We start from the raw sequence: 14,148 nt of genomic DNA on the forward strand, positions 1-14,148 counted from the left end.
GGTTTTGTTCATCTCCCACTGATTATTAGTTGAACCAATCGGGCTTTTACGGGCAGTTGATCCCCCACCTAACTTCTTTGCTTCCGCTGAATTTTGATGTAGGGGTCGTACTGCCCGTTAATGCGGGATAAAGAAACACGACTACTGATGATAGTCGTGTTTCTTTATAGATGGTAATGAAATTATAAAGCAAGACCCGTGATTGACTTCACTCGTTACTGTAATATTTCCGCCGTGTAGCTCTACAATTTCCTTCACGATAGATAGTCCTAAACCAGTTCCACCTGTAGCTCGTGATCTAGCTTTATCAACACGATAAAAGCGGTCGAAAATGTGAGGGAGGTCTTCAGGCGGGATACCTTCGCCTTCATCTTCAATTGTAATGGAGATACGTTTATGTTCTTCTGTAATAGAAATGTTTATATGAGAATGTTCTTTTGAATGTCTATAAGCGTTATTTAAAATGTTTACTATAACTTGTTCAAATCGCTGTTCATCTAAGTTTACTAGCAGTGTAGGAGAACAAGAGAAAGAAACTTTAATGTATCTTTCTTTATACATGGCGTTTACTTTTTCAGCTATGCGAGTAAGGAAGGTGTGTAAATGCACTTCCTTTACTTGAATAGAAAAGTTATGTTGTTCCATTTGTGCAAGTGAAAATAAATCTTGAACTAAGTTTGTAATGTAATCAGACTCATCTTTTATAATCGATAAATATCGTAAACGTTGTTCAGGAGAGGTGCTTTCTTTTAAAGCAATGTCAGCATAACCTCTTACGTATGTTAACGGTGTTCGTAATTCGTGAGCAACACTTGCTAGGAATTCACTTCGCTCTGTTTTCATATAATGTAAATCATTTGCGAGCGTTTGAATAGATGATGCTAGTTCACCAATTTCATCATTTCGAGTAGTTGTTAACGAAACGGACAAATCGCCTTTACTCATTTTTTCAGTTGCATGTTTCATGTGTAACAATGGTTTTGTTAACAAACGTGATAATAGAAAGATGGTGATGGCTGTTAGTAGAAACGTAATGACTCCGGCAATAATGAATTGTCTTGTTAGCCCGTTAACCATTTCCTCGATTGATTCCGTCCCGAGAAACATATATACGTATCCTTCCGTTTTTCCAGCCACTACAATGGGGCTAACTGTACATATATAATTAGATGTTTTCCAATGATTCTCTATAATTGCTCCGTCATGATCTGTCCGTGTTTGCATCTTTTCAATATGCTTTTTTATAGTAGTATTTATTTCATTGGATTTAGCTAGTACCTCCTTATTTGCATTTGTAATAACAACAGTAGTTTCGGCTTCGGATTCCATTAGTGCAACATGGGAGATTGTTTGCTTATCAAAATACTTTTCAAGGACATCTCTGTGACTATTTCCGCGCTTTAATAAAGCTGTCATTTCTTCATTTACTCTATTGTTGACAAGGCTATAATAAAGCGAGACAAATAGAACACTTTCGATTAAAAGTGTAACAATCAAAAAATAAAATCCGAGCTGAATAGAAATTCGCTTCATTGCTTTGCTCCTTAATCTAGAGTATCAACCCATCGATATCCGACTCCGTAAACAGTTTTTAAATGGTGATCAATAGGGAAATTTGCTTTTCGCAATTTATCACGTAAATTACGAATATGTGAATCGACTGTGCGATCTTCTGTATTTGTGTTTAGCCCCCAAATTCGTTCGATGAGCTGATCACGGTTTAATACGTAGTTCACATGGCGTAAAAATAATCCGAGTAAAGAAAATTCAATTGGTGTGAGAAGGAGTTCTTCATTATGGACAGAAACGAAGTGTTTTGTTTCATCCCATACAATACCGTGATATTGGATTTGTTTATGTTCATTTGTACGTCTTAAAACGGCTTCAATTCTTGCGAAAAGTTCTTCTTCATGGAAAGGTTTCGTTACGTAATCATCGGCTCCCAGTTTTAATCCTTGAACGACATCTACTGTTTGATCACGAGCTGTAACCATAATAATGGGAATGTTACTAAAAGATCGGATTTTTTTGCACGTTTCCCATCCGTCCATCTTTGGCATCATAATATCGAGTAAAACAAATTTAAAGTTTCGATTTTCTATATGTAAAATAGCCTCTTCTCCTGAAGTCGCACATACGCAGTTATATCCAATTGGGGTAAGATAAAGCGTTAATAATTCAAGCATTCTCGGTTCATCGTCTACGAGCAGTATATCAATCATAGAGAGCCCTCCATATTTATAATCGTTACTTAAAGTGTAATGCAAAATCATGAAGAAATGGTGCAGATTATGATGTGTCTGCATAATTTCTTCAGAATTGCTTGTTATTGTGGAGTTGAAATTACATTTTAGGTAATCATATTGGCTCAAAAATGATTAATACGGAGGCGGTATAATGAAAAAAATGACCCGAATTTTTGGGATAACAATAATTACAGCAGTTGGTCTTGCTGCATGCGGACAAACGAATACAGACCATAAAAACCATGAATCTACAAAAGAGAAAAAAACAGAGCAAAAGGAAATGAAAATGAATCAGGAGGTAACGGCGCCAAAAGAAATGAACCAAGGGGCATCGTATGATTTATTAACGACAAGTTTAAAAAATGTGACGAGGTTAAATACAAATGATCCCCTGCAAATGGCAGTGTTAACTTCGCAAACGATATGGCCAGCAACCCATAAAGAGAACCAGCCGGGTGCTGTTATTTTAGTACCAGCAAGCGAGTGGCAATTAGGTATTGCGAGTGCAGACCTTATTCATCATCCGAATAACGGGCCGATTTTATTTATAGAAAAAGAAAAGATACCGGAAATGACGTTAAAAGAAATAAAACGATTAAATCCAATCGGAACGAAAGATGGAACACAAATTATGGTGATGGGGGATGTAGGTACTAGCGCGCTTGAACAATTAAAAGGTTATAAAGTAAAACAAATAAAAGAAACGGACCCAGCTATATTTGCGAAAGATGTTGATAAGGAGTATGCCGATATAACAGGAAGCTACCCAAATAGTGTTATTCTCGGTTCATCTGCAGAAGAAGGACGTTTATATACAACACCCGCTGTAAATTGGATTTCTCATATGCCGGAACCACTACTCTATACAGAAAAGAATAAAGTGCCAGAAGCGACAATAGAGGCATTAAAGATGAGAAAAGATAAAGCAAATATATATATATTAGGGCCAGAAAAAATTGTTTCAAAAGAAGTAGAAAAGGAGTTAAGCAAATACGGGAAAGTAACGCGTATTAGTGGAGAGACCCCTACAGAAAACTCGATTGCGTTCGCTAAATTTAAAGATGAAAAAACAAAATTTGGCTGGGGATTCACAAAACCTGGTCACGGTTTATCATTTGTTTCAAGCAAAACACCAGATTTAGCAGTTGCTGGGGCACCTTTTTCACATATGGGTAAACACGCACCTGTTGTATTATTAGAAGAAGGTAAAGCTTCACAACCAGTGTATGACTTCCTTGCAAGCATTCAGCCGAAGTTTAAAGATGATCCAACACTTGGACCATATAATCACGGTTTCTTATTAGGAAGTACGAGTGATATTTCATTTGAAACACAAGGAATACTAGATGAGAGGTTAGAAATTGTTCAGGAAAGTGGTCAAGGACACGGTGGACATTAATGAAATGAGAAAAGATGCTACTAAGGTAGCGTCTTTTTCTTTAGGAAACTTTTACATAGCAAAAAATCTTCTACTCGTTATATAATAGCTTTCGTGCAGTCGGCTAGATTTTCTTATGGAGAAAATCAAATTATAAAGGAGTAGAGGAGTGGTATTTTGTTTCAAACGATAAAAAATGACTGGTTTTCTAATGTGAGAGGGGACGTGTTATCAGGAATTGTCGTTGCTTTAGCATTAATCCCTGAAGCGATAGCCTTCTCTGTTATTGCAGGCGTGGATCCAACAGTTGGACTATACGCAGCCTTTTGTATTGCAGTTACCATTTCATTTGTTGGCGGAAGAACTGGAATGATTTCAGCTGCAACAGGTGCAATGGCATTATTAATGGTAACGCTTGTTAAAGATCATGGTTTGCAATATTTATTTGCTACAACAATATTAACAGGTATCGTCCAAATTATTTTTGGCGTGTTCAAACTGAGCTCATTTATGAAGTTTGTTCCGAAATCTGTTATGAGTGGTTTTTTAAATTCACTTGGAATTTTAGTTTTTACAGCGCAATTACCGCATTTTAAAAATACAACTTGGCAAATGTATGCACTCGTTGTATTAGGACTTGCAATTATATATTTATTTCCACGTATTACAACGGTTGTACCTTCTACGCTTATTTCAATTATTATTGTGACGAGTATTGCACTTATGAGCGGATTACAGTTGAAAACAGTAGGGGATATGGGAAGCCTGCCGAAAGAATTACCGTTCTTTAGTATTCCTGATGTGCCATTTACATTAGAAACATTAGGGATTATTTTACCTTATGCAGTTATGCTTGCAATCATTGGTTTACTAGAGTCTTTATTAACAGCTTCAGTTTTAGATGATATGACGCATACAGAAAGTAATAAGCATAAAGAGGCACGCGGACAAGGGATCGCAAACATCGTTGCTGGATTTTTCGGAGGAATGGCAGGATGTGCAATGATCGGCCAATCTGTTATTAATATTAAATCAGGTGGACGAGGTCGCCTATCAACATTTGTAGCGGGCGGATTTTTAATCGTATTATTATTCGTTTTAGGAGATTATGTCGTTCATATTCCGATGGCAGCTTTAGTTGCGGTTATGATTATGGTTTCAATCGGAACGTTTGATTGGAACTCTGTAACAACGATTCATAAAGTACCAAAAGGAAACGCATTTGTTATGATCGTAACAGTTGTGATTGTCCTAATTACACATAACTTAGCATTAGGTGTAATTATCGGAACAGTAATTAGTGCGGTGTTATTTGCATTCAATATGGCAAAGATTCACGTGAAACATTTATATATTGAAAATAAGAAAATATACGAAATTCACGGTCAACTTTTCTTTGCATCCACAGCCGATTTCATAAATAATTTTTCATTTAATGAAGATGTAAAAGAAATTGAAATGAATTTTACTCATGCGCACGTATGGGATGATTCAGCGGTGGCATCAATTGATAAAGTTATCATAAAGTATGAGCAAAGTGGTGTGAAAGTAAGTATAACAGGATTAAATGAACGTAGCTCAAAACTTGTTGCAAATTTAGCTACTTATAATAAAAGAATTGCTAGTTAAAAGCCTCCTTTTTAGGAGGCTTTATTATATAATACGAGTAGGATAACGAAAAGGGGATTCAGCATATGTACAAACAAATTATATTAGCATGTGACGGTTCTGAACATGCACTTCGAGCAGCGGAACATGCAACATATATTGCGAAATGTAGCGCAGAAACAAATGTTGAAGTTGTGTACGTAGTAGATAATAGAACGGCAAAATCAGATATTATACAAGGTCAAACAGATTTAGAAACAATATCGGCTAGTCGAAAAGATAAATTAAAAGAGATTGAAGTTTTATTAAAGAAAGAGAACATATCTTATACAATTACGATATTACATGGTGATCCTGGAGATACAATTGTTCAATATGTAAATACAGGAGATATAGATCTTGTTATCGCCGGAAGCAGAGGGCTAAATACACTGCAAGAAATGGTACTTGGTAGTGTAAGTCATAAAATAGCAAAACGAGTGAAATGTCCGATGATGATTATAAAATAAAATAGAATGTAATGAAGACCTTAGTATAACTGAGGTCTTTTTTATGTATAAAGAACTCTTATTTGTGGAAATACTAGATATATAATTTGAAAAGATGTTAACTTACAAATTTGTAAGTTAGTTGTTAGAGAAATCGATGTTATGAAATTTTTCCCATTGGTAAAATAAAAGTATCAAAGGGGAGATAGGGAGGATGGAAGCAATGAAATCATTTCAAAATTTGTCATATAGTCAAGGGGTAAGCTTAATTTGTCTAGGAGGATTTGCTGCATCTGTTACGTTAGCTGTTTTAATAAAGGTGTTTCATCAAATTTTTTGATTTTATAGTAGGGAAGGAATTGGTTGTTATAAATAGTAAGAAAAGGATTGTAAATAAAAAATAGCTCCTGGCATGTATCTCAGTGCCAGGAGCTATTTTATTATTTCTCTGTTTCTGCTTTATCGCTCGTTACGCTAACTTTACCCCACTTATATTGATCTTCTGGTGTATATTTGTAATCTTTTACGCGATTATTTACACCTTTTAGGTCAAATTTATAATGAAGTGGAATTAATGGTACTTCATCATGAACTAATTTTTGCCATTTATCGTAGACATCTTTACGGTACTTTTCATCAGCAGCTTTTGGAGAAATACCTTGTTTTAATAATTCTGTGTTTTTGTCAGTAGCCCAACGTGTGTAATTGAACGCTGCATTTTTAGCCCAAATACCAGAAGGGTCTGGATCAGATGCAGTTCCCCAAGCAGCAGCGAAAAGATCAACCTTTGGATCATCTTTTTTAATCATATCGTAGAATGAGTTGAATTCGTGTAAGCGACCATCAAGAAGTTCTACTTTTAGGCCGATGTCTTTCCAAGATTGAATAAAGAATTTTGCAAGTGGTTCACTCACATCGCTACCACTCATTGATAAGAAATTAGCTTTAAATTCTTTACCATTCGGATCTTCACGGAATCCATCTCCGTTCGTATCTTTATAGCCAGCTTCATCTAATAACTTTTTAGCTTTCTCTACATCTTTATCATAGGCACCAATTTTATTGTTATGATATTTTGGTAGAGATGGTGGGATTGGTGAGTTAGCCGGATAACGTAGGCCGTGATATAATTTTTCGCCAATTTCTTTTCGATCAATAGCATAAGCCATTGCTTGACGTACACGAACATCTTTAAACTTATCCTTATCCATCACTACTTCTTCTTTTTCTTTATCCATATGGCCTAATTTAAAGCCGATATAACTATAGTATAAATCGGTTTTACCGACTAATTGTGCATTTTTTAATTTACTTACATTTGGATACTGATCTGCACTTACTTCAGCAATGTCAATATCACCATTTTTTAAGGACGCGTTAACAACGGAAGGGTTAACAACTTTTAAAACCATACTTTTCAGTTTTGGTTTTCCACCATAATAATCATCAAAACGTTCAAATTCAACAGATTCTCCTGGAGTAATTTTCTTCACTTTAAAAGGTCCGAAACCAATTGGGTTTTTACGAATTTTATCAGATTCTGCTAATTTATCGATTGGTACATCTCCTAAATATTTCTTATGAAGAGGGTATGCCCAAAGCCCAGTTTTCACTGAAGGATTCGGCTCTTTAAATGTAATCGAAATTGTTTTTGGATCCGTTACCTTTATACCTGAAATTTTTTCGGCTTTTCCATTGTGGTAATCTTCCATACCTTCAATCATTTGCATTTGAGTGTCATAGCGAGAACCGGCATATTTTTTACTACCAATCACTAGATAAGAGTATTCTAAATCTTCAGCAGTAACAGGGTTTCCATCATGCCATTTTACATTATCTTTGATTTTTAGTGTAATTGTCTTTTTATCTGCAGAAATTTCATATGTAGCAGCGCCATCATTTGTGTATTCCCAGTTTTCGTCATTTGATAATAAAGATTCATCGAAAATTGTAATGACTTGGTTATCAGGATCTCCTTCATATACAGCGAAATTTAAAAGTCCTTCAAATGGTGTGTTAGAAACAAGACCATATGTTAATGAACCATCTTTAATTTCCTTTTTATCATTTTTAACAGATGCACTAAATTTATTTGTATCTACTTTTTTTGTGCTGCTCGTTTTTTCACTACCACCACTGCCCCCACATGCTGAAAGTAGTAATGTTGAAACTGCAAGTGTACTTAATACTTTGAAAAACTTTGGCTTATTTGTCATTTCTTCCACCCCTTATCCCTTTCTTTGTCTTGCATCGGCCGAACGGCGTAGCGCTTGACCAATAAAATTTATACACAGCATCAATGTTAAAATCATGATTGATGCGGGTAACCAAATCCACCATTTCTCTTGTAATACATCTGGATTTCTAGCATAACTAACAAGTGTACCAAGGCTTGGTGTACTTTCTGGTAGACCAAATCCTAAGAAAGTTAGACCAGATTCAATACCGATGTTTCCAGCAAGATTTAATGTAACGCTAACAATGATAATTGAACTTAAGTTAGGTAGTACTTGGAAAAGAATGATTTTCCAGTTTGGTGTTCCTAAAGTTTTAGATGCAGAGACATAATCGAGTTCTTTTTCAGTTAATACTTTTGAGCGAATTAATCTGGCTTTTCCTGTCCATAAGAACACGCTCATAATTAAAATGAAAGTGAAAATATTGAACGTAGGAACAAGTGTAATAAATACAATTACAAGCATTAAAAATGGTAAAACCATAACAAAGTCGATAACGCGCATAATGATATTATCAATAGTTCCTCCGAAATAACCGGCAATTAATCCAATTGAAAGACCAATTAAACAAGAAAGAATAGTAATTGCTAATCCAATTGTAAATGAGTTACGTGTACCAATAATAAGTTGACCGAAAATATCGCGTCCTCCGTAATCTGTTCCTAACCAATGTTCAGCAGAGGGAGGAGCATAAATAGCGAATAAATCAACTCGTACAATATCTTCTTGTTTCATAATAAAAGATGTTGCGTAGACTGCTAGTAATAAAATTGCTAGGAAAAAAAGTGAAAACATTGCTAATTTATCTTTACGAAGTTCTCGCCACATAATAGAGAAACCGGAAGGGCTTTTTTCGTAATGAATAACTTCAGTTTGTTTTTCGGGTTTTGCTAACATAATGTTTCTTCACCTCCATTAATCAATACGAATACGTGGATCGACGATGCTTAGAATAATATCTGAAAGGAGAGTTCCAAGTAACGTTGCAAATCCAGTAAACATAACGAGTGCAGTTATTACACTAAAATCACGTTGAGAAATAGATTGTATAAATAGTTGTCCAATTCCTGGATAGCTAAAAATACTTTCTAAGAAGATGGCACCGCCAACTAATCCTGTAATTTCATAGCCTAAGAAGGCTGCAATTGGTAAGAATGAATTGCGTAAAATATGTCTAGAATAGATTTTTGATTCTGGAACACCTTTTGCTCTTACTGTACGCACAAAGTCTTTATGTTTCGTATCAATAATTTCGCTTCGTAAATATTGAACAGTACCAACTGTTGCAATTAATGCCCCTGATAAAGCTGGTAGTAGCATGTGATTTAATTTGCTTAAATAGTAAGCAAATGTTCCTGTTGCAACTTGAGGATCTACGCTACCGCCGGTTGGGAATATTGCAAACTTAAATCCGAATAGGAAGAGCATAACGAGTGCAAATATAAATAGTGGTGTAGCAAAACCTAGATAGTTGTAAATGGTAATGAGTCGATCAGCCCATGTATCATTCCACCGCCCACTTATAACTCCTAGTGGTATGGCAATTAAATAAGTAAGAATAAGAATAACAAGTGCTAAAGATACTGTATTTCCAAGGCGTTCTCCAATTAACTCGGTTACTTTCATTTTGTGTGCATAGGAAATACCGAAGTCACCTTGGACTGCATTTTTAATCCAGCGAACATATTGTGTTGTAACTGGGTCATTTAATCCAAGCTTTTCACGTTGTTCTTCAATTACTTTTGGATCCGCTTTTGGATTCATTGCTCTGCCGGTTAAGGCATCGCCTGGCATTGCTTTAGCTAGTAGAAAGACAAGTATACTTAACACGAATAATTGCGGGATCATCACTAAAAATCTCCGTAATATAAACTTCCACATGTTTTATCACTCCCTTAAGGTAATGCCACCCGGTGTGTTGGCGAGATTGTTTTTAAATCGTAAGCACGACCATTTTCGTTGAAATAGTTTTCGTATGATTTTTCGTATTCAGCGCTTACTTCACGACGTAATTTACGTTGTTGTTCGCGGTTTTCAGGACGAATATCAGGAATAGCTGATATTAAGCGCTTCGTATAAATATGTTGTGGATTATTATAAATTTCTGCACTTGTTGCTTCTTCAACGATGCGTCCGCGATACATAACACCGATACGGTCACACATATGGCGAATTACGCCTAAATCATGACTAATAAATAAGTATGTTAGTCCGAGTTCAGCTTGTAAATCTTGCAAGAAGTTTAAAACTTGAGCTTGTACCGACACGTCAAGTGCAGATACAGGTTCGTCCGCGATAATAAGCTTCGGTTTTAATGTAAGTGCCCGTGCAATACCAATTCGCTGTCTTTGTCCACCAGAAAACTCATGTGGATATTTATAAACAGATTCTGGATTTAATCCAACTATACTAAGATACTCTTGAACGGTTCTACGTTCTTCATCAGGTGAGAGCTTCTCAAAATTCCGAAGAGGTTCAGCGATAATATCGAGAACACGTTTTTTCGGATTTAATGATGAATAGGGATCTTGGAAAATCATTTGAATATCTTTTCGTTGTTCACGTAGCTCAGAGCGACTTAACTTTGTTAAGTCTTTATTGTTAAAATGAATGCTACCATTTGTCGCTTTCGTTAAATGCATAATTGCTTTACCTGTTGTTGATTTACCACTACCAGATTCACCAACGATTCCATATGTTTCACCCGGTTGTAATTCAAAACTTACGCCATCGACAGCGCGCACGTAATCTAATGTACGTCCGAAGAAACCACCTTTAATTGGGAAATGTACTTTTAAATCGTCTACTTTAAGCAGTGCCATGAGTTACGTCATCTCCTTTCTTATCTTGGAAGTTGAAATGCTTGTAGCAAGTACAACGTACCCAATGGTCTGGCTTTACTTCATGCAAAATTGGATTTTCCTCGTGGTGATCAGGTCTAATCCATGGAATTCGAGCTTGGAAACGGCAACCCGTGCGAGGCATCTTCGCCAACGAAGGAACAACCCCTTGAATCACGTGTAACTTTTCTTTTTCTGCATATGCAGACGGGATTGAGTTTAATAAGGAACGAGTGTATGGATGAAGAGGATTATTAAAAATCTCTTCTACTGTTCCTGTTTCTACAACTTGTCCTGCATACATAACGACAATACGATCGGCGGTTTCGGCAACGACGCTTAAATCGTGTGTAATTAAGATGATGCCCATTTTTGTTTGTTCTTGAATGGATTTTAGTAAGTCTAATATTTGAGCTTGAATTGTTACATCTAGAGCGGTTGTTGGCTCATCTGCAATGATGAGTCCAGGCTTACAAGCAATTGCAATTGCGATAACAATTCTTTGTCTCATTCCGCCAGATAATTCGTGTGGGTATTGTTTATATGTAAGTTCTGGTTTTGGAATACCAACTTGATGGAGTAGTTCTAAGGTGCGTTCTTTCTTTTCAACTTTTGAAAGGCTTGTGTGGTAGTCTAAGTTTTCTTCGATTTGTTTTCCAACTGTCATAAGAGGGTCGAGTGCTGTAAGAGGTTCTTGGAAAATCATACCGATGTTTGATCCGCGTACTTTATTCATCTCTGCGGCGGACATGGTTAATAGATCCTTATCTCTATAGTTAAGCTGCCCTTGTAATTTTGTATTTGCTTCATTATGCAATCGCATAATGGAAAGGGCAAGTGCACTTTTTCCGCATCCTGACTCACCAACGATAGCAACAATTTCATTTTCATGAACAGTTAAGGATACATCATCAACTGCTGCATGATACTGATCTTGTATACGAAAGGAAGTTTGCAAGTTTTCAATACGAAGAAGTGGATTCTTCATGGCTATCCCTCCATCTTTTCTGAAAAAACTAAATATTTTGTATGTTGTTATTTTAATATAAATTGACAATGTTTGACAAGAATAAGTTGAAAAAATATTCAAAAATCTTTTTATATAAAATTTGAATGCAGTTGTATTAGGTGTTGAAGTTGTTTGGAAGCGCTAACATATATATGAGAGGAAAATAAATCTTTTGTAAGAAAAAAGATTTATATGTAGAAAAAAGAGAGGCATTCTGGAAAGAATGGTCTCTCTTTTTTTGATAAGTATAATATTTGTACTTAAGCTTGCTTTTGTTTTGTTGACCCTGTATTTAAAGTAAGGGCAAGGAAGAACATTGCAAGTATGCAAGATGCAAGTAATAAGATGAATCCGCCATCCCATCCGAATGCATCTACGATAAAGCCCATAGCGGCACTAGCGAAAGCAGCTCCGCCTAAGTAACCGAAGAATCCAGTTAAGCCTGCTGCTGTTCCAGCAGCTTTCTTTGGTGCTAAGTCAAGAGCGTGTAGACCAATTAGCATAACCGGTCCGTAAATTAAAAATCCAATTGCGACAAGTGCGATACTATCAACCATTGGATTACCAGGAGGGTTTAACCAGTAAACAAGAACTGCGATAAATACACCAACCATAAATAAAATACCAGCAGGTGCACGACGTCCTTTAAATAGTTTATCACTCATCCATCCGCAAAGAAGCGTACCTGGAATACCAGCCCATTCATATAGAGCGTAAGCAGTACGTGAGCTACTATGAGTAAAGCTTTTTTCTTCTACTAAATAAGTAGGAGCCCAGTCTACAACGCCGTAACGTACGAAATATACGAAAACGTTCGCAATAGCGATGTACCATAAAAACTTATTGTTTAGTACGTATTTAAATAAAATTTCTTTTGCCGAAAGTTCGCGTTCGCGATCTTTTATTTTCTCATCTGGTGGATATTCTCCAGTATGCTCTTCAATAGAAGGTAGTCCACAAGATTGAGGCGTATCTTTCATTGTAATTAATACATAAATACCAACTAAAATTGAAAGAATACCTGGGAAGTAAAAAATACTTTTCCAGTCATCTGCGAAGAAGTATAAGCCTAATGTTACAAGAGAAGGCATAAGCGCGCCGCCGACATTATGAGCGACGTTCCAAATAGACATTTTTGTACCACGTTCGCTAATAGAGAACCAGTGAACCATCGTACGGCCACAAGGAGGCCAGCCCATACCTTGTACCCATCCATTTAAAAACTGAAGTACAAACATAAGTATAATGCTCGTTGTAATGAAAGAAAATGAGCCGAAAATAATATTAATGATACCTGATAAAAATAGCCCAGCTGCTAAAAAGTAGCGAGGATTACAACGATCGGATACGATACCCATCAAGAATTTACTTAATCCGTAAGCGATAGATACTGCTGAAAGGATAACCCCAAGTTCCCCTTTACTAAAGCCTTGCTCGATTAAGTATGGCATAGCTAGTGAAAAGTTTTTTCGAACAAAGTAGTAACCTGCATAACCGATGAAGATACCTAAGAATACTTGTAAACGTAATTTACGGTATTCGCTATCAACGCGATCAGCTGGTAAGCGTTCCGCGTGGGGCGCAGGTTTAAATAATTGTGTGAAAAACATAAAATGAAAATCCTCCCCTAATTAATTCGAAGCGTTTTAAGACAGAGAACATAAAAAGGCCATGAAATATAAAAAAGTTTCCTTTTTTATGATTCATAGCCGTGTACTCCGTTTCTCCGTGACTGTCAATATTAACTTCGTCGAAAATTATACAACTTTGTGACAAAAATGTAAACGTTTTTATAAATAAAAGTATTGACGGATTTTGTTCGCGGGATTAATATTTAAATACGTTAAATATTTTATTGTTTAAATAAGAGGTGGATAACATGCCAAATGATATGACGCATATCGATAAAATTCAAGCTCTTGCCTTTTCGATTGGAAAGAAAATGCAGACGGAGTTATTAGAACAAATGCAAGCAACAGGACTTACACCACCGCAGTTTTATATTTTAAAGATTTTAGATCATTATGGGGCTTCAAGAGCGACAACATTAGCAAAAAAGATGTATGTGAAGCCTAGCGCGATTACAGTGATGATTGATCGTCTAATCGATCAAGAACTTGTAGAACGCTATCACGACAAAGATGACCGTCGTGTTGTCATCATCGAGTTAACGAAAAAGGGGAAAGCTAGAGTAGAAGAGGCAATGACAGCTCGCAACGAGCATATTGCAAAATACTTTTCACATTTAGAGTTGCAAGAAAGAGAAGATTTATTACGTCTCTTTGAGAAGTTAGAAACCATTATTTGCGGGACACAAGAGAAAAAAGAGAATAACTAAGAGG

13 protein-coding genes are annotated in these 14,148 nt (G+C 36.1%); 5 read left to right on the forward strand and 8 right to left on the reverse strand.

All coding sequences use genetic code 11. The features are described 5' to 3' along the window. Positions 1–141: 141 nt before the first annotated feature. Together BM089_RS25430 and BM089_RS25435 are read right to left on the reverse strand one after the other, a co-directional pair. Entirely contained in the window at positions 142–1,533 is a 1,392-nt protein-coding gene (locus BM089_RS25430; protein ID WP_000822579.1) for a sensor histidine kinase, read from the reverse strand. An 11-nt stretch (positions 1,534–1,544) separates the two neighbouring features. Continuing rightward, positions 1,545–2,222, reverse strand: a complete 678-nt coding sequence (locus BM089_RS25435; RefSeq protein WP_053565245.1) for a response regulator transcription factor — start codon at positions 2,220–2,222, stop codon at positions 1,545–1,547. A 175-nt stretch (positions 2,223–2,397) separates the two neighbouring features. Here BM089_RS25435 and BM089_RS25440 point away from each other — a divergent pair, with 175 nt between their 5' ends. The 4 genes from BM089_RS25440 (at position 2,398) to BM089_RS25455 (ending at position 6,060) form a co-directional block, all read left to right on the forward strand. Further along, entirely contained in the window at positions 2,398–3,645 is a 1,248-nt protein-coding gene (locus BM089_RS25440) for a cell wall-binding repeat-containing protein (protein ID WP_090978400.1), read from the forward strand. A gap of 156 nt (positions 3,646–3,801) precedes the next feature. Beyond that, a complete protein-coding gene (locus BM089_RS25445; protein ID WP_090978402.1) occupies positions 3,802–5,253 on the forward strand; it encodes a SulP family inorganic anion transporter in 1,452 nt (483 codons plus the stop codon). Positions 5,254–5,318: 65 nt separating this feature from the next. Beyond that, entirely contained in the window at positions 5,319–5,741 is a 423-nt protein-coding gene (locus BM089_RS25450; protein ID WP_090978404.1) for a universal stress protein, read from the forward strand. A gap of 202 nt (positions 5,742–5,943) precedes the next feature. Beyond that, on the forward strand, positions 5,944–6,060 hold the full coding sequence (locus BM089_RS25455; protein WP_000834733.1) for a DUF4027 family protein: 117 nt from the start codon (positions 5,944–5,946) through the stop codon (positions 6,058–6,060). A gap of 100 nt (positions 6,061–6,160) precedes the next feature. On the opposite strand, the gene opp4A is transcribed toward BM089_RS25455, so the two are convergent. From opp4A to glpT, 6 genes are all read right to left on the reverse strand, one after another. Continuing rightward, positions 6,161–7,936: an oligopeptide ABC transporter substrate-binding protein gene (gene opp4A, locus BM089_RS25460; RefSeq protein WP_090978406.1), complete on the reverse strand. Its 1,776-nt coding sequence runs from the start codon at positions 7,934–7,936 to the stop codon at positions 6,161–6,163. Positions 7,937–7,948: 12 nt separating this feature from the next. Next, a complete protein-coding gene (locus tag BM089_RS25465) occupies positions 7,949–8,854 on the reverse strand; it encodes an ABC transporter permease (RefSeq protein WP_065482183.1) in 906 nt (301 codons plus the stop codon). Positions 8,855–8,872: 18 nt separating this feature from the next. Continuing rightward, complete coding sequence (gene opp4B, locus BM089_RS25470) at positions 8,873–9,838, reverse strand: oligopeptide ABC transporter permease (RefSeq protein ID WP_064532045.1); 966 nt, start codon at positions 9,836–9,838, stop codon at positions 8,873–8,875. A 14-nt stretch (positions 9,839–9,852) separates the two neighbouring features. After that, a complete protein-coding gene (locus BM089_RS25475; protein ID WP_090978408.1) occupies positions 9,853–10,779 on the reverse strand; it encodes an ABC transporter ATP-binding protein in 927 nt (308 codons plus the stop codon). Further along, positions 10,766–11,785 carry an ABC transporter ATP-binding protein gene (locus tag BM089_RS25480; RefSeq protein ID WP_090978411.1) on the reverse strand — a complete coding sequence of 340 codons (1,020 nt, stop codon included), beginning with the start codon at positions 11,783–11,785 and terminating at the stop codon, positions 10,766–10,768. The genes BM089_RS25475 and BM089_RS25480 overlap by 14 nt, the downstream gene beginning before the upstream one ends. A 281-nt stretch (positions 11,786–12,066) precedes the next feature. Beyond that, positions 12,067–13,416 (reverse strand): glycerol-3-phosphate transporter, encoded by a 1,350-nt coding sequence (gene glpT / locus BM089_RS25485; protein WP_000466382.1) that lies wholly within the window; start codon positions 13,414–13,416, stop codon positions 12,067–12,069. Positions 13,417–13,685: 269 nt separating this feature from the next. Here glpT and BM089_RS25490 point away from each other — a divergent pair, with 269 nt between their 5' ends. Continuing rightward, complete coding sequence (locus BM089_RS25490; RefSeq protein WP_001132365.1) at positions 13,686–14,144, forward strand: MarR family winged helix-turn-helix transcriptional regulator; 459 nt, start codon at positions 13,686–13,688, stop codon at positions 14,142–14,144. The last annotated feature ends 4 nt before the right edge of the window (positions 14,145–14,148 follow it).

Origin of the sequence: Bacillus sp. 5mfcol3.1 (assembly GCF_900114335.1) — a bacterium.
GTDB lineage: Bacteria > Bacillota > Bacilli > Bacillales > Bacillaceae_G > Bacillus_A > Bacillus_A thuringiensis_S.

Coding starts and splice junctions, on each gene's coding strand:
- BM089_RS25430 (WP_000822579.1), bottom strand. CDS start 1,533: ATGAAGCGAATTTCTATTCAGCTCGGATTTTATTTTTTGATTGTTACA.
- BM089_RS25435 (WP_053565245.1), bottom strand. CDS start 2,222: ATGATTGATATACTGCTCGTAGACGATGAACCGAGAATGCTTGAATTA.
- BM089_RS25440 (WP_090978400.1), top strand. CDS start 2,398: ATGAAAAAAATGACCCGAATTTTTGGGATAACAATAATTACAGCAGTT.
- BM089_RS25450 (WP_090978404.1), top strand. CDS start 5,319: ATGTACAAACAAATTATATTAGCATGTGACGGTTCTGAACATGCACTT.
- BM089_RS25455 (WP_000834733.1), top strand. CDS start 5,944: ATGAAATCATTTCAAAATTTGTCATATAGTCAAGGGGTAAGCTTAATT.
- opp4A (WP_090978406.1), bottom strand. CDS start 7,936: ATGACAAATAAGCCAAAGTTTTTCAAAGTATTAAGTACACTTGCAGTT.
- BM089_RS25465 (WP_065482183.1), bottom strand. CDS start 8,854: ATGTTAGCAAAACCCGAAAAACAAACTGAAGTTATTCATTACGAAAAA.
- opp4B (WP_064532045.1), bottom strand. CDS start 9,838: ATGTGGAAGTTTATATTACGGAGATTTTTAGTGATGATCCCGCAATTA.
- BM089_RS25475 (WP_090978408.1), bottom strand. CDS start 10,779: ATGGCACTGCTTAAAGTAGACGATTTAAAAGTACATTTCCCAATTAAA.
- BM089_RS25480 (WP_090978411.1), bottom strand. CDS start 11,785: ATGAAGAATCCACTTCTTCGTATTGAAAACTTGCAAACTTCCTTTCGT.
- glpT (WP_000466382.1), bottom strand. CDS start 13,416: ATGTTTTTCACACAATTATTTAAACCTGCGCCCCACGCGGAACGCTTA.
- BM089_RS25490 (WP_001132365.1), top strand. CDS start 13,686: ATGCCAAATGATATGACGCATATCGATAAAATTCAAGCTCTTGCCTTT.